21 protein-coding genes are annotated in these 19661 nt (G+C 71.9%); 14 read left to right on the top strand and 7 right to left on the bottom strand.

What is annotated here, in order from left to right:
• The first annotated feature begins 1 nt into the window (after position 1).
• From VFW71_15230 to VFW71_15205, 6 genes are all read left to right on the top strand, one after another.
• A complete protein-coding gene (locus VFW71_15230; GenBank protein ID HEU5004114.1) occupies positions 2 to 439 on the top strand; it encodes an NUDIX hydrolase in 438 nt (145 codons plus the stop codon).
• Positions 440 to 462: 23 nt separating this feature from the next.
• A complete protein-coding gene (locus tag VFW71_15225; protein ID HEU5004113.1) occupies positions 463 to 720 on the top strand; it encodes a hypothetical protein in 258 nt (85 codons plus the stop codon).
• 5 nt (positions 721 to 725) lie between these two features.
• Positions 726 to 2624 carry a hydantoinase/oxoprolinase family protein gene (locus tag VFW71_15220; GenBank protein ID HEU5004112.1) on the top strand — a complete coding sequence of 633 codons (1899 nt, stop codon included), beginning with the start codon at positions 726 to 728 and terminating at the stop codon, positions 2622 to 2624.
• A 14-nt stretch (positions 2625 to 2638) separates the two neighbouring features.
• Positions 2639 to 4192: a hydantoinase B/oxoprolinase family protein gene (locus VFW71_15215; protein ID HEU5004111.1), complete on the top strand. Its 1554-nt coding sequence runs from the start codon at positions 2639 to 2641 to the stop codon at positions 4190 to 4192.
• A gap of 62 nt (positions 4193 to 4254) precedes the next feature.
• Positions 4255 to 5172 carry a type IV toxin-antitoxin system AbiEi family antitoxin domain-containing protein gene (locus VFW71_15210; protein ID HEU5004110.1) on the top strand — a complete coding sequence of 306 codons (918 nt, stop codon included), beginning with the start codon at positions 4255 to 4257 and terminating at the stop codon, positions 5170 to 5172.
• 78 nt (positions 5173 to 5250) lie between these two features.
• Complete coding sequence (locus VFW71_15205) at positions 5251 to 5640, top strand: PPOX class F420-dependent oxidoreductase (protein ID HEU5004109.1); 390 nt, start codon at positions 5251 to 5253, stop codon at positions 5638 to 5640.
• 10 nt (positions 5641 to 5650) lie between these two features.
• Here the strand turns inward: VFW71_15205 and VFW71_15200 are convergent, their stop codons facing one another.
• Genes VFW71_15200 through VFW71_15190 form a run of 3 tightly spaced genes read right to left on the bottom strand, consistent with a single transcriptional unit; the run spans position 5651 to position 9521 of the window.
• Entirely contained in the window at positions 5651 to 7618 is a 1968-nt protein-coding gene (locus VFW71_15200; protein ID HEU5004108.1) for a VWA domain-containing protein, read from the bottom strand.
• 5 nt (positions 7619 to 7623) lie between these two features.
• Positions 7624 to 9039, bottom strand: coding sequence for a magnesium chelatase (locus tag VFW71_15195; GenBank protein HEU5004107.1), 1416 nt, complete (start codon positions 9037 to 9039; stop codon positions 7624 to 7626).
• A 2-nt stretch (positions 9040 to 9041) separates the two neighbouring features.
• On the bottom strand, positions 9042 to 9521 hold the full coding sequence (locus VFW71_15190) for a proteasome activator (GenBank protein HEU5004106.1): 480 nt from the start codon (positions 9519 to 9521) through the stop codon (positions 9042 to 9044).
• Between the two features lie 202 nt (positions 9522 to 9723).
• Between VFW71_15190 and VFW71_15185 the strand changes: the two genes are divergently transcribed.
• From VFW71_15185 to VFW71_15175, 3 genes are all read left to right on the top strand, one after another.
• Positions 9724 to 10008: a hypothetical protein gene (locus tag VFW71_15185; protein ID HEU5004105.1), complete on the top strand. Its 285-nt coding sequence runs from the start codon at positions 9724 to 9726 to the stop codon at positions 10006 to 10008.
• Between the two features lie 123 nt (positions 10009 to 10131).
• Entirely contained in the window at positions 10132 to 10389 is a 258-nt protein-coding gene (locus VFW71_15180) for a CopG family transcriptional regulator (GenBank protein ID HEU5004104.1), read from the top strand.
• Positions 10390 to 10415: 26 nt separating this feature from the next.
• The gene (locus VFW71_15175) at positions 10416 to 10802 is read left to right on the top strand and encodes a type II toxin-antitoxin system VapC family toxin (protein ID HEU5004103.1); all 387 of its coding nucleotides are present in this window, start codon (positions 10416 to 10418) and stop codon (positions 10800 to 10802) included.
• 27 nt (positions 10803 to 10829) lie between these two features.
• On the opposite strand, the gene VFW71_15170 is transcribed toward VFW71_15175, so the two are convergent.
• Positions 10830 to 13211 (bottom strand): plasma-membrane proton-efflux P-type ATPase, encoded by a 2382-nt coding sequence (locus tag VFW71_15170; GenBank protein ID HEU5004102.1) that lies wholly within the window; start codon positions 13209 to 13211, stop codon positions 10830 to 10832.
• Positions 13212 to 13276: 65 nt separating this feature from the next.
• Between VFW71_15170 and VFW71_15165 the strand changes: the two genes are divergently transcribed.
• From VFW71_15165 to VFW71_15150, 4 genes are all read left to right on the top strand, one after another.
• Positions 13277 to 13762 (top strand): MarR family transcriptional regulator, encoded by a 486-nt coding sequence (locus VFW71_15165; GenBank protein HEU5004101.1) that lies wholly within the window; start codon positions 13277 to 13279, stop codon positions 13760 to 13762.
• Between the two features lie 205 nt (positions 13763 to 13967).
• Positions 13968 to 14747, top strand: a complete 780-nt coding sequence (locus VFW71_15160; protein ID HEU5004100.1) for a hypothetical protein — start codon at positions 13968 to 13970, stop codon at positions 14745 to 14747.
• Positions 14744 to 14971: a hypothetical protein gene (locus VFW71_15155; protein ID HEU5004099.1), complete on the top strand. Its 228-nt coding sequence runs from the start codon at positions 14744 to 14746 to the stop codon at positions 14969 to 14971. Before VFW71_15160 ends, VFW71_15155 begins: the two co-directional genes overlap by 4 nt.
• Before the next feature lie 248 nt (positions 14972 to 15219).
• Positions 15220 to 15375: a hypothetical protein gene (locus tag VFW71_15150; GenBank protein ID HEU5004098.1), complete on the top strand. Its 156-nt coding sequence runs from the start codon at positions 15220 to 15222 to the stop codon at positions 15373 to 15375.
• Positions 15376 to 15934: 559 nt separating this feature from the next.
• Here the strand turns inward: VFW71_15150 and VFW71_15145 are convergent.
• The 3 genes from VFW71_15145 to VFW71_15135 all read right to left on the bottom strand — a co-directional run bounded on the left by VFW71_15145 (position 15935) and on the right by VFW71_15135 (position 18305).
• Positions 15935 to 16057, bottom strand: a complete 123-nt coding sequence (locus VFW71_15145; GenBank protein HEU5004097.1) for a hypothetical protein — start codon at positions 16055 to 16057, stop codon at positions 15935 to 15937.
• A 155-nt stretch (positions 16058 to 16212) separates the two neighbouring features.
• Positions 16213 to 17505: an ATP-binding protein gene (locus tag VFW71_15140; protein HEU5004096.1), complete on the bottom strand. Its 1293-nt coding sequence runs from the start codon at positions 17503 to 17505 to the stop codon at positions 16213 to 16215.
• Complete coding sequence (locus tag VFW71_15135; protein ID HEU5004095.1) at positions 17502 to 18305, bottom strand: response regulator transcription factor; 804 nt, start codon at positions 18303 to 18305, stop codon at positions 17502 to 17504. Before VFW71_15135 ends, VFW71_15140 begins: the two co-directional genes overlap by 4 nt.
• 230 nt (positions 18306 to 18535) lie before the next feature.
• Between VFW71_15135 and pstS the strand changes: the two genes are divergently transcribed.
• Positions 18536 to 19657 carry a phosphate ABC transporter substrate-binding protein PstS gene (pstS, locus tag VFW71_15130; protein HEU5004094.1) on the top strand — a complete coding sequence of 374 codons (1122 nt, stop codon included), beginning with the start codon at positions 18536 to 18538 and terminating at the stop codon, positions 19655 to 19657.
• Positions 19658 to 19661: the final 4 nt, after the last annotated feature.

Here is a 19661-nt window from a genome sequence, read left to right as displayed (position 1 = left end):
GATGGCAGATGAGATCGTCCGGGCGGCGGGAGGCGTCATCGTCCGCCGCGGGCCCACGGGCGAGGCGCACATCGCCATCGTCCACCGCCCTGCGTACGACGACTGGTCCTTCCCCAAGGGCAAGCTGATGGACGGGGAGTCCTTCGAGGAGGCGGCCCTGCGCGAGGTCCGCGAGGAGACCGGGCTGCAGTGCGAGCTCGGCCTGCCCGCCGGGCGTTCCAGCTACCGGGACCGGCGGGACCGGCCGAAGGTCGTGCGCTACTGGCTCATGCGCCCGCTCGACGGGCGCTTCGCGCCCAACTCCGAGGTGGATGAGCTGCGCTGGATGCCACCGGCCGAGGCCGTAGAGGCGCTGACCTACAGCCACGACCGGGAGATCCTCGAGGAGGTGCTGGACGACCTCAACGAGGAGGCGGTCGGTGGCCCGCCCGGCGCCTGACCCGCGTGTGCAACGATACGGGTATGGGGGACCCCAGCAACTTCGACTTCGCAGGCGAGCCGGGCCGTGAGCTCTCCCGCTCCGCCATCGCCGTGCTGGCGGCCGCCCTGCGCCGGGACACCGAGGCGCTGAAGGCCTCGCTGAAGCTGGTCCCGGCCGAGTCGATGGCCACCACCCTGGCGATCGTCTCCGCCACGCTGCTGGCCGAGGTGTACGGGTCGGTGGACGGGGCCCTCGCCGCGGTGAGCGCCCTGGGGTTGCGCATGGGAGGCGAGAAGTAGCTTCCCTGGTCGGCGTTGACGTCGGGGGCACCTTCACCGACGTGGTGGTCTCGGTCGACGGCCGCCTGGTCACCTGGAAGGTCCCCACCACCCCGGACGACCAGAGCGCCGGCTTCGAGGCCGGGGTGCGGGAAGCCCTGGACATCGCCGGGGCGCCGGGCGTGGCCCGCATCGCCCACGGCACCACGGTGGCCACCAACGCCGTGCTGGAGCGCAGGGGAGCGGTGACCGGGTTCCTCGCCACCGCCGGGTTCGCCGACCTCCTCGCCATCGGGCGCCAGAACCGGCCCTCGCTCTACGACTTCTGGGTCGACCGCCCGGACCCGGTGGTGCCCCGGGCGCGCTGCGCCGGGGTGCCGGAACGGGTGTTGCCCGACGGGGCGGTCGAGGTGGCCCTCGACGAGGACGCCGCCCGTTCGGCGATCGCCACGTTGGTCGAGGCGGGGGTCGAGTCGCTGGCGGTGTGCCTGCTGTTCTCCTTCGCCAACCCAGGTCACGAGCGCCGCCTGGCGGCCCTTGCTGCCGAGGTGGCGCCCGGGATCCGGGTCTCGCTGTCGTCGTCAGTGAGCCCGGAGTTCCGGGAGTACGAGCGGGCATCCACCACGGCGCTGGACGCCTATGTCGGCCCGGTGGTGGAGCGCTACCTCGACCGCCTCGCCCAGCGCTGCACCGACCTCGGCGCCGGCGTCGTGGTCATGCGCTCGGGGGGCGCCACCATGACGCTGGACGAGGCGGCCCGAGCCCCGGTGCACACGGTGCTCTCCGGGCCGGCTGCCGGCGTCCGGGGGGCCCTGGTGGCCGCCGCCGCCTCCGGCTTCGCCGACCTGGTGACCTTCGACATGGGCGGCACGTCCACCGACGTCTGCCTGATCGAGGGTGGCACTCCGGCCGTCGACTCGGAGACCGAGCTCGGGGGCCTGCCGGTGCGCATCCCAGCCCTCGCCATCCACACCGTGGGGGCGGGCGGCGGCAGCATCCTGTGGCTGGACGCCGCCGGTGCCCTGCGTGCCGGGCCGGAGAGCGCCGGGGCGGAGCCGGGCCCGGCCTGCTACGGCCGGGGAGGCGAGCGGCCGACGGTGACCGACGCCCAGGTGGTCGCCGGCCACCTCGACCCGGACCACTTTCTTGGCGGGCGGCTGGGGCTCGATGCCGGCGCCGCCGAGCGTGCCCTGGCCACCCTCGCCGGGCCGCTGGGCGTGCCGGTGGCGGAGGTGGCCGCCGCCGGCCTCCGGGTCGTGGAGGCGCAGATGGCCCGGGCCATCCGGGTGGTCACGGTGGAGCGCGGCCGCGATCCCCGGGGCTTCGCCCTGGTCGCCTTCGGCGGGGCGGGGCCGATGCACGCCTGCGCGCTCGCCTCGGCCCTCGAGATCGCCACGGTGCTCATCCCGCCGTCGGCCGGGGCGCTGTCCGCCCTGGGCCTGCTGGCGGCGCCCCTGGCGGCGGACGTCGCCCTGACCCGGCCGATGGTGGACCCCTTCCTCAAGGACGTGGAGGCAGTACTGGACCAGCTCGCCGCCGAGGCCGCCGATGGCCTGCGGCGCCAGGGGGCCGAGCCCGCGGTCACCGAGGCCCGGATCGACTGCCGCTACCGGGGCCAGGCGCACGAGGTTTCGGTCCCGTTCACCTCGCTGGCCGAGCTGGCCGAGCTGCCAGCGGCCTTCGGCGCCGCCCACCAGGCCCGCTACGGCTGGGAGGCACCGGGGGATCCCGTCGAGCTGGTGACCTTCCGGGTGCGGGCGCTGGGCCCGGAGCCGGCGCTCCCGCTGCCCCCGGTACCGGAGAGCCACCGGGTCCGGGTGGAGGGGCCGGCGTGCCTCTGGGGCGACCACGCCACCGTCGTCGTGGAGCCGGGCTGGGCGGGCGAGGTGGATGGCGTCGGCACCCTGATCCTGCAGAGGGCATGAGGCTGGGCCTGAGGATGGACGCCCTCGATCTCGAGATCGCCCGCCACGCCCTCGCCGGCATCGCCGAGGAGATGGGCGTCACGCTGAAGCGCACCGCCCGGTCGCCGAACATCACCGAGCGGGAGGACTGCTCGTGCGCCCTGGCCACACCCGATGGCGAGCTGTGCGCCCAGGCCGAGCACATGCCGGTGCACCTGGGCTCGATGCCCGCCAGCATCGCCGCGGTCCTCGCCAAGTTCCCCGGGCTGGACGAGGGCGACGCCGCCGTGGTGAACGACCCCTTCGCCGGCGGCACGCACCTGAACGACCTCACGCTGGTCTCGCCCGTCTTCGCCGGCGGCACCCTGCTGGGCTACGTCGCCAACCGCGCCCACCACGCCGACGTCGGCGGCAAGACGCCGGGCAGCATGCCGGGCGACTCCACCGACGTCTTCCAGGAGGGCCTCCGGCTGCCGCCGGTGCTCGCCTGGCGGGGCGGGGTACCGGACGACGCCGTCCTCGACATCATCGCGGTGAACTCCCGCACGCCGGCGGAGCGCCTGGGCGACTTCCGCGCCCAGGAGGGCGCCAACGCGGTGGGCGCTGCCCGGCTTCGCTCCCTCGCCGCGCGCCTGGGGGTGGCCGGCCTGGCCTCCGCCATGGCCGGGCTGATCGCCTACAGCGAGGCCGCGGTCCGGGCGGGGATCGCGGCCCTGCCGGACGGGGAGTGGACCTTCGCCGACGTCCTCGACTCCGACGGCTCCGGCTCCGGCCCGGTGCGCATCGTGGTCCGCCTGGGCATCGCCGGGGACGCCCTCACCGTGGACTTCACCGGCACCGATCCCCAGGCCCGGGGCAACGTGAACGCCCCGCTCCCGGTGACGGTCTCGGCGGTCACCTACGTGGTGCGGGCCGTGACCGGCCCCGACGTCCCCCCGACCGCGGGCGGCATGCGCCCGGTCACGGTGATCGCGCCCGAAGGGAGCGTGGTGAACGCCCAGTCCCCGGCGGCGGTCTCGGCGGGCAACGTGGAGACCTCGCAGCGCATCGTGGACGTGCTGCTCGGGGCCTTCGCCCAGGCGGTGCCCGACCGCATCCCGGCCGCCTCGCAGGGCACCATGAACAACACGCTGATCGGGTGGTCCTCGTTTGCCTACTACGAGACCGTGGGCGGCGGCCAGGGCGCCCGCCCGGGCCGCGACGCCATGTCGGGCGTGCACACCCACATGACGAACACCAAGAACACCCCGGCGGAGGCCCTGGAGTACGCCTATCCCCTCCGGGTCCGGGCCTACCAGCTCCGGGAGGGCACCGGCGGCGAAGGCCGCTGGCGGGGCGGCGACGGCATCCGGCGCGACCTGGAGTTGCTGGCCGACGCGGCGACGCTGTCGCTGCAGACCGACCGGCGGGTGTCCCGGCCCTACGGCCTCGCCGGGGGGCAACCGGGGGCGCCCGGCCGAAACGTGCTGCTGCGGGCGGGCGGGGAAGAAGAGGAGCTGCCCGACAAGGTCACCCGGGAACTCCACCGTGGCGACGTCATCTCGGTGCGGACGCCTGGTGGAGGCGGCTGGGGAAGCATTAATGGATGAAAATCACGCGTGACGCGTGATTTTGATCCAAAAATGTCGGTGGGCATCGTTATGGTGCCCTCATGGATCTTCTCAGGGAGTTCGCCGCCGAGCAGCACGGCCTCGTCACCAGGGAACAGTGCCTGGCTTGCGGCCTGTACCCCGGCGCTCTGGTCCGGGCCATCGAGCGGGAAGAAATCGAGCGGGTCCTGCCCGACGTGTACCGGCTGACCGGCGCGCCCCCCTCCCGGCACCAGGATCTGATGGCCGCGTGCCTGTGGTCGGGGAGCGGCGCGGCCTCGCACCGCTCAGCGGCGGCCCTGCACGGGCTCAAGGGTTACGACCTCAACGCCCGGGATGCCCAGGGAGTTCTGGAACCCCTCCAGATCATCGCCCCGAAGCGTGGCCTGAGCGTCCCCCAGGTGCAGGTCTACCGCCGCGTCCCAAACCCTCAGTTCGTCATGCAGGCGGAGGGCATCCCGGTGATGAACCCTGCCATGACCCTCATCAACCTCGCCGAGGTTGAGCCGGACCCGGTCGTGTTCGAGAACACCGTCGACGAGGTGATGCGCCGCAACTTCGCCAGCGAGATGCAGTTGCGCTGGGCGATGGCCAAGATCGCGGGTCCTGGCCGCCGCGGTGTGGGTCGGCTTGCCCGCCTCCTGGACGACCGCGGCCCCAAGGACGGCCCCTCGGCCAGCGCTTTCCAGAAGTCGGTCCGGGCGCTCCTGGCTCCGGAGGGCGATTTCGTCGAGGAGTACGAGATCCGGGACGTGCGCGGCCGGCTGATCGCCGTGGTGGACTTCGCGTACCCGCCGCTCCGCCTCGGCGTGGAAGGGGACGGGTTCGAGTTCCACGGTGGTCGCCAAGGGTGGTGGCACGATCTGCGGCGCCGCAACGCCATCACCGCGCGGCACTGGACCCTGCTGCACATTACGCCCGACGATCTGGCGGACCCACGCCCCTTCCTCAGTTCGCTACGGGCGGCGATGGCCGCCTGAAGGCCCCAGCCGTGGCCCAGAAGCTCCCGGTAGTATGGGAGGCAACTACTGGGACTAACTCTACGCGAGGAGGAAGCAATGCCCATCGAGATCCCCGAAAGCCACCGCGACCTGCTGGAGAAGAAGGGCTTCGCCCACATCGCCACAGTCGGCCCGAAGGGCGAACCGCAGACGACGCCCGTCTGGTTCACCTGGGACGGTTCTCAACTGATGTTCAGCAACACCAAGGGCCGCCAGAAGTTCCGCAACCTTTCCCGCGATCCCCGGGTTGCGGTGTCCATCCTGGACCCCGACAACCCCTACCGGTACCTCGAGATCCGGGGCACTGCGACCATCGAAGACGACTCCGACAAGGTGCTGATCCAGGAGCTGGGGCACAAGTACACGGGCACCGACTACCCCAGCCCGCCCGAGGAGCAGCGGGTCATCATCCGCATCACGCCCGAGCACGTGAGCCACATGGGCTGAGCGGTCACGGCTACCCGCGGCGCCGGACGTAGTCCGACAGGATGAAGCGGCCCAGGTCCTGGCTGTCCATCCGGAACACCCGGCCCGCGGTCAGCCGCCCCAGCTTCTCCATGAAGGCCACCAGGCCGGGTGAGTCCTCCAGCATGAACACGTTCAGCGTCACGCCTGACGCCGCCAGACGCATCCCCTCCGCCAGGGTGGCTCGGATCGTCTCGACCGTCGGCGGGTAGGAGAAGAAGGCCTCCGGCTCCCGGTTCGGACCGAATTCCACCAGGTGGGCGGTGGGCTCGCCGTCGGTCACCATGATCACCTGCTTGGAGGCCCGGGGGTCCTCGGCCAGCAGCCGCCGGGCCAGCAGGAAGGCGTGCTGCATGTTCGTGCCGTACACCCGCTCCAGCGGCGCCCGGGCGGTCAGGTCCGTGGGCTGCAGCCGGCGGGCGTAGTCGGAGAACCCGATCAGGTGCAGGCGGTCCTGCGGGTATTTGCCCTCGATCAGCGCGTGCAGGGCGAGGGCCATCCGCTTGGCCGGCAGCCAGTGGCCGCGCAGCGGCATCGAGAACGACAGGTCCAGCAGCAGGGCCGTGGCGGTGCGGGTGCGGGTCTCGGACTCGACCAGCTCGAAGTCGTCGGGGATCAGCGCCACCCGGCCCCCGGACGACGTCGGCCCGGCCCGCAGGACGGCGTTGAACACGCTGCGCTGCACGGCGATCTCGCCGGTGTCGCCGAAGTGCCAGGGCTTCGTGGCCCCGGTGGGCTCGGCGGCGCCGCCGGTCTCGGGGGCGTCATGGGTGCCGGGGCGCTCGTTGTGGATCCGCTCGAAGACCGCCACCAGCGCGCGCTCGCCCAGCCGGCGGGCGCCCCGGGGGGACACCTCCAGCTTGCCGCCCTGCCGGGTGACGATCCCCGCCTCCTCCAGCGCCTTCTCGATCGAGCGCAGGTGGCGCAGGTTGGTGACGGCCCCCTCGCCCAGGCTGCGGCGCAGCTTCTCCTCGTCCACGTCGTCCAGCGACGCCCCGGGGTAGTCGCCCCGCAGGGCCTGGTCGAGTTCGTCGAGGTCGCTCAGCTCCTCCACCGCGCCGACGGCGTCGGAGAGCGGCATCGGCTCGTCGCCGAACCCGCTCACCGGTTCTCCCCAGGGCAGGTAGGGGGCCAGCGCCCGCAGCTCCGAGGCCAGCTGGTCCATCTGGAACGCCAGGTCGAGGTCGCCGAGGAGGGTCTCGGTCAGCTCCTGCAGCTGGCGGCGCTGCTCGGGCGAGAGGCTCGCCAGCAGCCGGCTCATCGCCGCCATGCGCCGGGCGAGGGACTCCAGCAGCTCGTCGAGGGTCTTGGGGTTCTCCGGGAACATGTCGCCGAAGCGGTCCATGAAGGCGGGGAAGTCGTACTCATCGCCCCGCTCCCGGGCGGCGATCATGGCGTTCAGGGCGGCCAGCATCTCCCGCACCCGGGCGACGTCCTCGGGGGTCATCGATCCCAGCCCGCCCGACATCGCCTTGAAGTGGGCGTCCAGGATCTGCTTCTGCAGGTCGGCCACCAGCTGGTCGAAGGCCTGCTGGGCCTCGGGCGAGGCGAAGCGGTAGTCCATGAGCTCCTTGAGTGCTCCGGGCGGCGAGTCGGGCAGGGTGTCCAGGAAGCCCTCCCGCATGCGGGCGTCGTCGGATTGCTGCTCGGCGAGCGCCGCCCGCTCCTGTTGGAGGATCTCGTTCAGGCGGTCCTGGAGGTCGGCGATCGGCCCCTCCAGGTTGAGGTCCCGGGCCATCCGGCGCCGGCGCTTCTCCAGCCGCTTGCGGAGGTCGTCGAGGCCCCCCAGCTTCGTTCCGTTGGCCCCGCGCATGCCCCGCCGCATGAGGCGCCGGAGGGCGGCCTGGGCGCCGAAGCCGGACAGGACGTCGTCGGAGATCTCATCGAGGACCTGGGCGAGGTCGACGTCGGGCCCGAACGGGTCCTGGCTCCCGTCCCACTGCGCAAAGCGGGAAGCCATCGGGCTCAGTTCCCGAACGTCCAGCCGCCTCCATTGGCGGCAGTGCCGGCCGACTTGTTCAGGCGCTTGGAGAGGTGGAGCCCCTCCAGGGCGAACTCGAGCGCCGAGGCGGCCGACTGCTTGGACTCCTCGGTGATGGCCAGGGCCTGCATGATCCGGCCCAGGCCGGGCACCCGGGCGAACTGGGCGAGGAAGGTCTCGGCCCCCATCGCCTCCGAGGTCTCCACCGACAGCCCCTCGTCGAACAGCTGCTGGAGCGGGCCGAGGCTCTCGCCCCCGAGGCGGCGGCGGTAGACGTCCACCATCGCCCGCTTGAGGGCCTGCTCGACCACCCACTCCTCCCGGCCCTCCTCCAGGGTCTCGAACTCGATCCGGCCGAGCGACTCCCCGAGGGCCGACCACAGGTCGACGGGGCGGGGGACCGCCCGGGGCTCGCCCGCCCGGAGCGCGCGGCGCAGGGCACCCGCCGCCACGGTCTCGAGGTTGCCGATGCTGTAGCGCACCGACACGCCGCTGCGCTGGTTGACCTGGGCCGAGCGGCGCAGCTCCCGGGTGAGCGCCGCCACCAGCTCCTTCATGTAGAGCGGCAGCGCCAGCTCGGGCCCACCGTCCGGCCGCAGGTCGGGGAGGTGCGCCTCCTGGTCCATGATGCGGATCTCGGCGGCGACCTCCTGCGGGTAGTGCGTGCGCACCTGGGTGCCGAAGCGGTCCTTCAGGGGCGTGATGATGCGGCCCCGGTGGGTGTAGTCCTCCGGGTTGGCGCTGGCCACCAGCAGCAGGTCCAGCGGTAGGCGGATCTTGTAGCCCCGGATCTGGACGTCGCGCTCCTCGAGGATGTTCAGCAGTCCGACCTGGATCCGCTCGGGCAGGTCGGGCAGCTCGTTGACCGAGAAGATGCCCCGGTTGGTGCGCGGGATCAGGCCGTAGTGGATGGTGAGCTCGTCGGCCAGGTAGCGGCCCTCGGCCACCCGGATCGGGTCGACGTCACCGATGAGGTCGGCCACCGAGGTGTCCGGGGTGGCGAGCTTCTCGGCGTAGCGGGTGTCCCGGCCCACCCAGGCCACCGGCGTCGCGTCGCCCCGCTCGAGCACGAGGGCCCGGCACCGGGCGCAGATCGGGTGGTAGGGGTGGTCGTTGACCTCGCATCCCTCGATGACCGGGATCTCGTCGTCCAGCAGTTCCACCATGTGGCGGATCAGCCGGGTCTTGGCCTGGCCGCGTTCGCCGAGCAGGATGAGGTCGTGGCCGGCCAGGATGCCCCGCTCCAGGGAGGGCAGGACGGACGACTGGTAGCCGATGATCGACGCGAAGAGCTCCTCGCCCCGGCCGAGGCGGGCGACGAGGTTGGCGCGCAGCTCCTCCTTCACCGTGCGGTCGGGGTAGCCGGCAGCCCGGAGCTCGCCGAGGGTGGTGGCTGCCATCGCTACAGGTACTGCCCCGTGGGGTGTTCCCGCTCGGGCTCACCGATGCCCGGGGGCCGAATCTGGCCGCCCGGGCCGCCGCCGCCCTGGCCGAGCTGCGCCAGCGCCTGCATCTGCTGGTACTGCACGGCGGCCTGCAGGCCCTGAAAGAGCCCGCCCAGCCACCCGATGAGCCCGGAGTAGGCCACCCGCACCTCCTGGGGCGTGGCGGCCTCCGCCCGGTCCCGCCAGGGGAGGGTGAGGTCGATGGCCTCCAACTCGCTGCGCAGGCTGTTGGGGAGCGCCTCCCAGGCCTGGGCGGTGACCCGGTCGTGCAGGGCGGCCAGCTCGGCGGCGGTGGCCTGGTCGGGGTCCATCTGGCGGGCCTCCTCCAGCACTGCCCGCACCAGGCCGGCCAGCCGGAGCAGCCGCTCGGGGTCCAGAGGCCGGTCGCCCTCGGGCACCTCGACGCCGCCCTCGCCGGCGATCTGCACTTCAACCATGGGACCCAGGGTACCCGCTCCCCCGGGCTTTACCCGGCCTGGGCCAGTCTGGTCCGCCCAGGTTTATCCAGGGCGTCGATTGGGGAAACGTTCACGCGTTGTTCACAGTCTCGACAGGTGGCGGTCCCGCTGGCGCAAGGTCGGTACGCTAGCTTGCCTTCAGGGACATTCAGGGACATTCGGGGACGGGAGGATGAACCCGGTGACGGACGCAACCACGCATGGGCTCTTCCGGCGGCTCAGGCAGGCGATCTCCCGGACTCCTCTTCTACCCGTCTGGCCCGACCCATCAGGGGCTCCGTCCCCCAAGCCCTTCCTCCGGAGTCCCTGGGGGTACGACGCCCTGCGGTCCGCTCTGGGCCTCGATGTCACCACCGTGCCGCCGACGGTGACCGCGGCGAGCGGCACCCTGCGGGCGAGCGCCGGGCAGGCCCCGTGGTTCCGGCCGGAGCACATCGTCGAGCCGGTGTGGTACGCCGAGGACTAGGCCTTTTTTTGGGTTAGCCCGCACCTCGCTTCCAGTTCGTCGCTCCTCTCCGCCTGCGCAAGGCTTGTCTCTCACCGCCCGCACATCGTCTTCGCACACAGCGGCGATGTATACTCCTGATGTATGCGGCGAACACAGATCTATCTGACCGAGGAGCAGGATCAACTCGTGGGGACCCGAGCGCGCGAGCTGGGGGTCTCGAAGGCGGCGGTGATCCGCCAGTTGTTGGACGAGCGGCTTGGGATCGACGAGGGTGGGGAACGGGAGGCGGCCATCCTCCAGACGTCCGGCCTACTCGCCGACTACCCGGACTGGCCAGAATGGTTGGCATCGGTACGGGGGCCGTCAGCCGACGAGAAGCTGCATCGCCTTGGGTTATGAGTGGTTATGAGTGGTTATGAGTGGTTATGAGTGCAGCCGGAGCCGGGCACCTGCTCGACAGCACGATTCTCATCGCCCACCTCCGGGGCGATGAACGGGCCACGGCGCTGCTCCTTCGGCGTGAAACCTATGCCAGCGTCGTTTCCCGGTCAGAAGTTGAAGGCGGCACGCGCTCGGCCGAGCGAAGCGCGGTTGCGCGCCTCTTCGACGCCCTGACACTCCTCCCGGTAACGGATGAAGTGGCGCGCACTGCGGGCCGGATGATCCGGTCGCATCGCCGGTCGCACGCCGGCATCGACCTCGGGGATTACCTCATTGCGGCGACGGCGGATGTCGCCGGGTTGCCGCTCATCACGTTGAACGTGAAGCACTTCCCCATGTTCGCCGGCCTGCAGCCGCCCTTTCCGGGCTGAGCGGGCCCCTGGCGGGGCGGGCTGGGATCAGCCTAGGCCCAGACGGCGCAGCACCCGCACCTTGACGGGGTCCAGCGCCAGCATCGATGCCACCGCGATCCCCAGCACCGCCAGCATCGGCCCCAGGCCCACCGCCGGCATCAGGATCCCCAGGCGGGCCACCAGGCCGACCGCCAGCAGGTCGCCTACCGTGGCCGCCAGCAGCAGCCCGGCGGGCCGCGACGCCCACAGCCGGCCCCGCTCCCGCACCAGGTAGACCGTTGCCTGGCCGGTGACCACCAGCATCACGAACATCAGGGTCTGGGTCTGGCCCCAGTCCAGGTGGAACGCCCCCCGGGCGAGGGCCAGGTCGAGGAACGACTGGCCGGCCACGCCCAGCGCCAGCACCAGGGCCGCCGCGGTCAGGGCACCCGCCCGCCAGCGGTCGGGCCACGCCGAGGGGCGCACCCGGTCCACCGCCAGCGACATCGTGACGAAGTCGTTGGCGAACAGCAGCAGCACGATGTCCAGCGGCGTGGTGACCATCCGGTGGGTGAGGAAGAAGCCCACCGTGAGGAAGACCGACACCTGCGCCGTCTTCACGATCTTGTTCAGCACCCAGGTCAGCATCCGCTGGTGGATGCTGCGGCTCACCCGCACCGCCTCCACCAGGTCAACCAGCCCGGGGTCGGTCAGGACCATGCTGGCGGCCGCCCGGGCGACGTCCACCGCCCCCTCGACCGCCACGCCCACCTCCGCCCGGCGGAGGGCCGGGGCATCGTTGACCCCGTCGCCGGTCATCCCGACGGTGTGCCCGGCCTCCTGGAGGGCAGCCACCACGGCGTGCTTGTCCTCGGGGTAGACCGCGGCCACCACCGCCGCACTGCGGGCCCGCCCCGGGTTGGCTCGGATGTCCGCGCCCGTGATGACCGGCCCGCGGATGCCCACGGCCCGGGCCACGGCCATGGCGGTGGCGGCCGTGTCGCCGGTCACCATCTTCACCGCGACACCGAGGGCGTGCAGCTGGTCCACCAGCGCCCGGGCGTCGGGCCGGGGCGGGTCGGCCAGGCCGAGGAGGCCGGCGAACTCGAGCGCCCCGGCCGGCCCGGCGGCCACCGCCAGCACCCGGCACCCCATCACCGCCAGGCGCTCCACCGCGGCGTCCAGCCCCTCCGGGGGCGTCGCGCACAGGCCGGCGACCACCTGGGGCATCCCCTTCACCACCACCTCGCGCTCGAGTCCATGGGGGCCGTCCCGGTCCACCGTCGCCTCGGTCCGCTTGGTGGACGGGTCGAAGGGTTGGAAGGCCACCCGGCGCCACCCCGAGGCGGCCTGCGTCCCCGGCGTCCCCGGTGTCCCAGCCGCTGCTGCCAGGATCGCCAGGTCAATGGGGTCCTGCCCGGCGGAGTCCGATGCCAGGGCGGCGAGCTCGAGCAGGGCGTCCCGGTCAAATCCCGGACCCGGCTCGGCGGCCGCCAGGCGCAGCCGGTTCAGCGTCAGCGTCCCGGTCTTGTCGGTGCACAGCACGTCCATCGACGCCGCCTCCTGCACCGCCGCCAGCCGGCGGACCAGCACGCCGTGCTCCCGGCTGAGCTCCTGGGCGCCCACGGCCTGGGCGGCGCTGAACGTGGTCGGCAGGGCCACCGGCACCGAGGCGATGAGCACGATGAGGGCGAAGGGGGCCACCTGCCCCAGCGGCGTGCCGGTGGCCAGCGCGTAGACCACCATGACGGCCACCAGCGTGGCGTCGATGGCCACCAGGTACCGGATGATCGTGAAGACCGCCCGCTCGAGCGCGGTGGGTGCCCGGGACTCCTGTACCAGGCGGGCGGCCCGGCCCAGGTAGCTCGCCGGCCCTGTGGCCGTCACCCGGGCGGTCACCTCGCCCCGCTGCACCAGGCTGGAGCCCAGCGCCACCCCGCCCGCGTGCACATCCTCGGGCAGCGATTCCCCGGTGAGGCTGGACTGGTCCAGGCTGACCGAGCCCTCCAGGACCTCGAGGTCGGCGGGGACGATGTCGCCGGTCCGGATGCGCACCAGGTCGCCGGGCACCAGCTCGCGGGCTGGCACCCGCCGCCAGGCCCCGTCCCGGTGCGCCCGGGCGGTGACGGCCAGCCGGCTCTTCAGGGCCTGCAACGCCCGGTCGGCCCGGGCGGACTGACGGAAGCCCAGCAGCCCATTGACGACGAGGAGGCCCGTGATGATCACCGCCTCGGTGGCCTTGCCAAGGGCGAAGGTCGCCACGATGGTGACCTCCAGCATCCAGGGCAGCGGGCCCCAGAATCGCCGCGCCAGCCGCACGAGGGCGGGCTCGGCCCGCTCTTCGACCGCATTGGGCCCGACCTCGGCCAGCCGGCGGGCGGCCTCGGCGCTCGCCAGCCCCTCGAAGGGCGGGGCGGCGAAGCTGCGGGCGACCTGCGTGCCGGACATCGACCACCTCCTGAATAGTTCATGAACTGAATAGTTCATCTAGTGAAGTAGTATACGATCCGGCGATGGAGATGCAAGACGCCGCCGAGGAGTTGGCGGAGCTGGTGCCGAGGCTCTACCGGCTGCTGCGCACGGCCCTCGATGTCGAGCCCGGCTCCCCGTCGCTGGAGCAGTTGCGGGTGATGCACCGCATCGACGAGGGGTTGCACCACGTCAGCGCCCTCGCCGCCGCCCGACAGATGCGGATGTCGGCCATCACCGCCATCCTGGACGTGCTGGTGGACCGGGAATGGGTCGAGCGGGTGCCGGACACCGCTGACCGCCGGCGCACCTTCGTCAATCTCACCGCCGCCGGGCACGAGGCGCTCGCTCACGGGCGGGCGTGCACCACCCGGCGGATGGCGGCGGTACTGGAGGGCCTTCCGGAATCAGTGGCCGATGCGGTGCGTGCCCTGACCGGCGCAGTGGCGGACTACGACGCCCGCCTGGTGGCGGCCCGGGAGGCTCAGGCGAACCGCAGTATGCCCAGGGCGCCCGCCACCCGGCAGTAGGTCCCGAAGGGCGCCAGGTTCCTCGACGCGAAGAACCGCAGGAGGAGCCGGGTGGCGATGTACGCCGTCACCGCCGCCGGGCCCGACCCCGAGCAGGATCGCCTGGAAGTAGGTGCGCATGCGCCGGGACCATGCCGGGGCACCCCGGACAGTGGCCGTTAACCAGCCGGCCCGGGCCCGGCTACTCGCATAGGCTGGTCACGCCATGGCCCACAGCAACAACCTGGTCCTCTTTGCTGCCGTCTTCCTCGCGAGCGCGGTCGAGATGGTGGAGGCCCTCACCATCGTGGTCGCTGCCGGCTCCACCCGGGGCTGGCGCTCAGCGCTCGAAGGGGTCGGTGTGGCGGTGCTCACCCTGGGCGCCCTGGTCGCCGTCCTCGGGCCGGCCATCGTCACCTACGTCCCGCTCGACGCCCTCCGGGTCGTGGTCGGGGGGATCCTCCTGGTCTTCGGTCTGCAGTGGCTGCGCAAGGCCGTCCTGCGCGCCGCCGGGCTGAAGGCCCGCCACGACGAGGACGCCATCTTCCGCCGGGAGACCGCTGAGCTCTCCGCCGCCCCCCGCCGGGAGCCCGGGCGGGGGGCCGGGCGGGACGCCCTGGCGTTCACCGTCGCCTTCAAGGGCGTGTTCCTCGAGGGCCTCGAGGTGGTCATCGTCGTCCTCACCCTGGGCACCGCAGCCCACCGGCTGGGGCTCGCAGCGGTCGGCGCCGGGGCCGCGGTCATCCTCGTCGGCGGGGTGGGCGCGGTCGTGGCCCGCCAGCTCGCCGGGGTGCCCGAGAACGCCATGAAGATGGGCGTCGGCCTCATGCTGGTCAGCTTCGGGACCTTCTGGAGCGGCGAGGGCCTCGGGGTGCGCTGGCCGGGAGAGGACATCGCCATCGTTGCTCTCGTGGCTCTCTACGGGCTGTGTGCCTGGGCCGCCGTCCGGGCACTGCACGCCGCCGCCCCGGTGGCGGAGCGCCAGAGCAGGCGGGAAGCCGCGTGAAGGCGAAACTCCGGGCCGGGGCCGCCGCCTTCGGGCGCTTCTGGTGGGAGTTCCTGGTGGGCGACACCCCCGAGCTGTTCATCGGCGCCCTGCTGGTACTCGGCCTGATCGCCCTGCTGGTGGGGGTGGGAGCACCCCGGATGGTGCCGGTCGTGGTGCTCCCCGGGCTCGCCATTGCCCTGCTGGCGGCGACTCTCGTCCGGGCGCGCCGTGGCAGCCAGTAGCGACGACACCCTCGGCGCACTGCTCGGCGTCCACGCGGAGCAGTGCAACTCCTACGTCACGCTGTTGTGGCAGGTCCCGGCGGTCAGCCTCATGGCCCAGGCGTTCCAGTTCACGGTCCTTCTGGACCCGAAGAGCCCGCGGCTGGCCCGCCTGATCACCGCAACGCTCTCGCTGGTGATCTCGCTGATGTCGAGAGCACGCCACGATCGCGGCGGCCATCGCCCGGCGTCTGGGCTACGACGACCTGATGGTCCCCGGTGGGGGCCCGGGGTCGGATCCGGCCGAGGCACTCGCACACATCAGCGAGGGGAACTACCGCCTCTGGCTGGTGGGCCTGGCCCTCTTCGGTGGCACCGCCGTCGTGGCCCTGGTGGGCTCGCTGTTCCACCCCGCCTGGTTCTAACCGGCGGGGGCGCTCTGCCCACCCCCCCGCCCGCGCGGCCGGCTGGGGCGGGAGGGGATCCCAGAGGGAGCCGCCTTGGGGGGATCGAGCCTGCCCTCTCCCAACCATCAGGTCGCTTCGCCGAGAAACCGCCCTGTGGGGGATGGATCCCTTCCCGTGATGCCCCGCCGGTTGCCGCACTGCTCGTACCTGCCTGCGTGCTGCCGGAAGCAACTTGGCAGGATGTTAGCATTGGGTCAGTATAATAGGTCAGCACGTCGGCTGGCGAGTCGATTCTGAATCCAGCCAGCAGCGCCGGGTTGGCGGTCTGCGACCGCTGGGTGGTCCAGGTAGGGGCAGGGACTGGCCGCCCAGACGCCGAAAAGCCGAGTTCCATCAATGGCGATCGACCGTCGGCAGAGTTCGCAGCCCAGGATCGTTGCCATCTCCGTTGACGGCCGAGGAGCGACCTGCCGGCACATGGTTGGCTTCATGCTGGAATCCTAACGTAGTGTCCGCCCCGCTAAGCGCTGATCCCCGATGCTCGACAGCAACCTCGCCGGCATCGGCGGGCACCACGCTAGAGCAGCGATGTGAACGGAACGTGACGACCCACTACGACGTTGTAGGTGATCTCGCCGTGCGCCAAGCCCAACTTCGTGGGCCACACCGTGACCGACCAGAGCTCGGTCTCCAGCTTCATCGAGCAAGAACTGGAAGCTCAACAGCCTGGACCTGAATTCCTTCACGACCATCGCCGGGTCGCGGGACAGCATGTTCAACCTCAACGGTGGCCACAGCCCGGCGCTCTTCCTCGACCCCGCCCGCCGGCGCGTGGAGGGTCCTGCCCGGGCCGGCCTATGCCGGCGGGCGGAGGGCGGGCAACGCGACGGTGAACCGGGTGCCCCGGCCCAGCTCGCTGTCCACCGAGACCCGGCCGTTGTGCTGCTCCACGACGTGGCGCACGATGGCCAGGCCGAGGCCGGTCCCGCCGGTTTCCCGGGAGCGGGCCCGGTCCACGCGGTAGAAGCGCTCGAAGATCCGGCCCAGGTCCTTGCCGGGGATGCCCGGCCCGGTGTCCGCCACCTCGACGATGGCCTGTTCGCCCTCCCAGCGCAGGCGCACGGTGATCTCCCCGTCCAGCGTGTAGCGCAGGGCGTTGTCCAGCAGGTTGCGGAGGGCGAGGTGGAGGTCCTCCAGGTTGCCCGCCACCATGACGCCCTCCTCGGACTCCTCCTTGAAGGCCAGGCCCTTGGACTCCGCCGTCGCGCGCACCCGGGCGGCCTCCTGGCTCACCAGCCGGGTGAGTGAGATGACGCCCCGCTCGGGTGGACGCCCCTCCAGCCGGGCGAGGTCCAGGAGGTCCTGGACCAGCGCCGACATCCGGCGGGTCTCGCTGAGGAGGGTGCGCATGAAACCCGGGACGGCGCGGGGGTCGTCCTCCACGGCCATCTCCAACGTCTCGGCGACCGCCAGGATGGAGGCGACGGGGGTCTTCAGCTCGTGGGAGGCGTCGGCCACGAAGTCCCGCCGCATCGCCTCGATCCGCTTGGCCTCGGTCACGTCCTGAATCGCCACCAGGCGGCGGCCGTCGGCGAGGCGCAGGCAGGAGGCCTTCAATTCCAGACGGCGGGGGTGGCGCAGGGTGAGCTCCACCGGCCCGTCCGCCCGTAGCTGGGTGGGCAGCACCGTGGCGCCGGACAGGAGGTCCTGGGCGGTCGGGTTGGCGTAGAGGATCCGTCCGGTGGGATCGGCCAGCACCACTCCCTCGGACATCGAGGAGAGGATCTGTTCCCTGAGGCTGGATTCCCGGTGGAGCTCGTCGAGGCGCCCGGAGACCTCCCGGGCCACCTCGCTCAGCGAGCCGGCCAGGCGGCGGACCTCCTGCGGCCCCCGCTCCACCGGGGGCGGCGGCTGTCCGGCGAGGGCGGTCGAGAGGGCGCCCGACATCTCGGTGAGCGGGTCGGTCACCCAGCGGCTGTTGGCGGCGGCCAGGACGCCGGCCAGGGTGCCGGCTGACCCGAGGCCGACGAGGAGCGCCCAGCCATCGGGCAGCCCGGCGGCGATCCCCAGCCCGGTGACCCCCACGCCGGTGACCGCCACCGCGAGATGGGTGGTGGCGACCCGCCGGCCCAGGCGCCCGGACCTCACAGCCCGCCCCATGCGGCCGGCGGGTCGCCGCCCGAACCAAGGCCACCGGCATCGAACTCGTCCGCGGCGGCCTCGTCGGCCTCGTCGGCGGACTCGTCGAGCGTCCCCTTCGGCCGCACGCGGAAGCGGTAGCCCAGCCCCCGCACCGTCTCGATGTACCGGTACGCCGAGCCGGCCTCCATCTTGCGGCGCACGTTCTTCACGTGGGTGTCGATGGTGCGGGTGTCGCCTAGGTGGCTGTAGCCCCAGACCTGCTCGGCCAGCTCCAGGCGGGAGAACAGGCGGCCCGGTTCCGAGGCCAGGCGGGCGAGCAGCGAGAACTCCTTGGGCCGCAGCCCGATCTCGGCGCCGGCCACCCAGCACCGGAAGTCCCTGGCCACCAGGCGCAGGTCACCGAATTGGATCTCCGGCGGCGCCTCGGTGCGGATGGCCTCGGCCCGGGAGCGGCGCACCAGCGCCTTCACCCGGACGACCAGCTCCTCCATGGAGAACGGTTTGGTGAGGTAGTCGTCCGCCCCGGCGGCGAAGCCCCGCAGCTTGACCTCCTCCTCCCCCCGGGCGGTCAGCATGAGGATCGGCAGGTTGGGGCGAGCGCCGCGCAGCTGCTCGGCCACCTGCACGCCGTCCAGCCGCGGGAGCATCACATCGAGCAGCACCAGGGAGACGTCCGGCTCCCGGGCTCGGCGCAGGCCGGCCGCCCCGTCCCGGGCGATGTCCACCTCCAGGCCCTGGCGGCGCAGGTTGTAGGCCACCATGTCGGCCATGGTGGGGTCGTCCTCCACCACCAGCACCAGCGCCACAACGGCCTCCAGTTTTCACGGTTTTCACCCCAATTTCATCTGTATTTCACCATACGCGGCCCCGCCGCCCGCCCGATCCGGCGAAGAAGGGCGAGAAGTTCACACAGAGTTCGCGTGGAGACCACCAACCGGCCCTCCCCGGCCCCTAGCGTCGCGTTGTAAGCCGGGGTGGCGCGCGGCGCGCTCCCCCGGTGAGTCCGGACACAGCACACAAAGGGAGGAACGCCGGGATGAGACGTGGGAAGACGCTCGTTGGGATCGCTGCTCTCGTGGGCATGACCGCCGTAGCGTGCAGCAGCAAGACCAACACAGGCACCTATGCCTCAACGGGAGCCACCGGCGGCGGGTCATCGTCGATCACCGCCGCTTCCGCGCTGACCGCCGACGGGAGTACGTTCGCCCAGCCGCTGTACGTCAAGTGGGCAACCGGCTACGCCTCCAAGGGCACCCAGGTGAGCTACAGCGGCACGGGTTCCTCTCAGGGGATCTCCGACCTGCTGCACAAGGTGGTCGACTTCGCCGGCACCGACGCCCCGTACATCCCGGCTGCTACCGAGACCCACACCGACCCGATCCTCAACATCCCCACTGCCCTGGGCGCGGTGGCGGTGACCTACAACCTGACCGGGGTCAGCAAGCTGCAGCTCAGTGCCCAGACGCTGGCCGACATCTTCTCGGGCAAGATCCCGGCGTGGAACAACGCTGAGGTCAAGGCGGACAACCCGGGCGTCAACCTGCCGAGCACCCCGGTGTCCGTCGTCCACCGCTCGGACGGTTCGGGGACGACCTTCATCTTCACCAGCTACCTGTCGACAGTCTCGGCCGGCTTCAAGACAGCCATCGGTGCGGGCACCATCCCCACCTGGCCCACGACGGCCCAGTTCAAAGCAGGCGCCAAGAGCACGGGCGTGGACCAGCTGGTCAAGACCACCCCCGGGGCCATCGGCTACGTCGAGCTGACCTACGCCCTCCAGAACAACACCCAGACCGCGCTGATCCAGAACGCCGACAAGTCGGCCTACCTGGCGCCTACGGTGTCGAACACGGCTTCGGCGGCGTCGAACTTCAGCGCCTCGAGCCTCACCGGCGACAACCTGATCTTCAACCTGCTGAACGAGCCCGGCGCCTCCTCGTACCCGATTGCCGGGCCCACCTATGCCATCCTGTACCAGCAGCAGGCCGACGGCGCCAAGGGCAAGGCCGTGGTGAACTTCCTCGCCTGGGGGCTCACCACCGGTCAGGCCGAGGAGGCCGCGTTGGACTACGTGGAGCTGCCGCCGGACCTGGCGACAAAGGCCATCGCGGCCCTCAAGTCCGTGACGTATAACGGCACGGCCCTGATGGGCAGCTAGACGA

The sequence above is a fragment of the Actinomycetota bacterium genome, assembly GCA_035765775.1.
Lineage (GTDB): Bacteria > Actinomycetota > CADDZG01 > JAHWKV01 > JAOPZY01 > DASTWV01.
This window is presented reverse-complemented; position numbering and strand designations above follow the sequence as displayed.

What these genes read in the sequence shown, in the direction of transcription:
- VFW71_15230 (HEU5004114.1), top strand. Translation starts at nt 2, where the DNA reads ATGGCAGATGAGATCGTCCGGGCGGCGGGAGGCGTCATCGTCCGCCGC.
- VFW71_15225 (HEU5004113.1), top strand. Translation starts at nt 463, where the DNA reads ATGGGGGACCCCAGCAACTTCGACTTCGCAGGCGAGCCGGGCCGTGAG.
- VFW71_15215 (HEU5004111.1), top strand. Translation starts at nt 2,639, where the DNA reads ATGGACGCCCTCGATCTCGAGATCGCCCGCCACGCCCTCGCCGGCATC.
- VFW71_15210 (HEU5004110.1), top strand. Translation starts at nt 4,255, where the DNA reads ATGGATCTTCTCAGGGAGTTCGCCGCCGAGCAGCACGGCCTCGTCACC.
- VFW71_15205 (HEU5004109.1), top strand. Translation starts at nt 5,251, where the DNA reads ATGCCCATCGAGATCCCCGAAAGCCACCGCGACCTGCTGGAGAAGAAG.
- VFW71_15200 (HEU5004108.1), bottom strand. Translation starts at nt 7,618, where the DNA reads ATGGCTTCCCGCTTTGCGCAGTGGGACGGGAGCCAGGACCCGTTCGGG.
- VFW71_15195 (HEU5004107.1), bottom strand. Translation starts at nt 9,039, where the DNA reads ATGGCAGCCACCACCCTCGGCGAGCTCCGGGCTGCCGGCTACCCCGAC.
- VFW71_15190 (HEU5004106.1), bottom strand. Translation starts at nt 9,521, where the DNA reads ATGGTTGAAGTGCAGATCGCCGGCGAGGGCGGCGTCGAGGTGCCCGAG.
- VFW71_15180 (HEU5004104.1), top strand. Translation starts at nt 10,132, where the DNA reads ATGCGGCGAACACAGATCTATCTGACCGAGGAGCAGGATCAACTCGTG.
- VFW71_15175 (HEU5004103.1), top strand. Translation starts at nt 10,416, where the DNA reads ATGAGTGCAGCCGGAGCCGGGCACCTGCTCGACAGCACGATTCTCATC.
- VFW71_15170 (HEU5004102.1), bottom strand. Translation starts at nt 13,211, where the DNA reads ATGTCCGGCACGCAGGTCGCCCGCAGCTTCGCCGCCCCGCCCTTCGAG.
- VFW71_15165 (HEU5004101.1), top strand. Translation starts at nt 13,277, where the DNA reads ATGGAGATGCAAGACGCCGCCGAGGAGTTGGCGGAGCTGGTGCCGAGG.
- VFW71_15160 (HEU5004100.1), top strand. Translation starts at nt 13,968, where the DNA reads ATGGCCCACAGCAACAACCTGGTCCTCTTTGCTGCCGTCTTCCTCGCG.
- VFW71_15150 (HEU5004098.1), top strand. Translation starts at nt 15,220, where the DNA reads ATGGTCCCCGGTGGGGGCCCGGGGTCGGATCCGGCCGAGGCACTCGCA.
- VFW71_15145 (HEU5004097.1), bottom strand. Translation starts at nt 16,057, where the DNA reads ATGAAGCTGGAGACCGAGCTCTGGTCGGTCACGGTGTGGCCCACGAAG.
- pstS (HEU5004094.1), top strand. Translation starts at nt 18,536, where the DNA reads ATGAGACGTGGGAAGACGCTCGTTGGGATCGCTGCTCTCGTGGGCATG.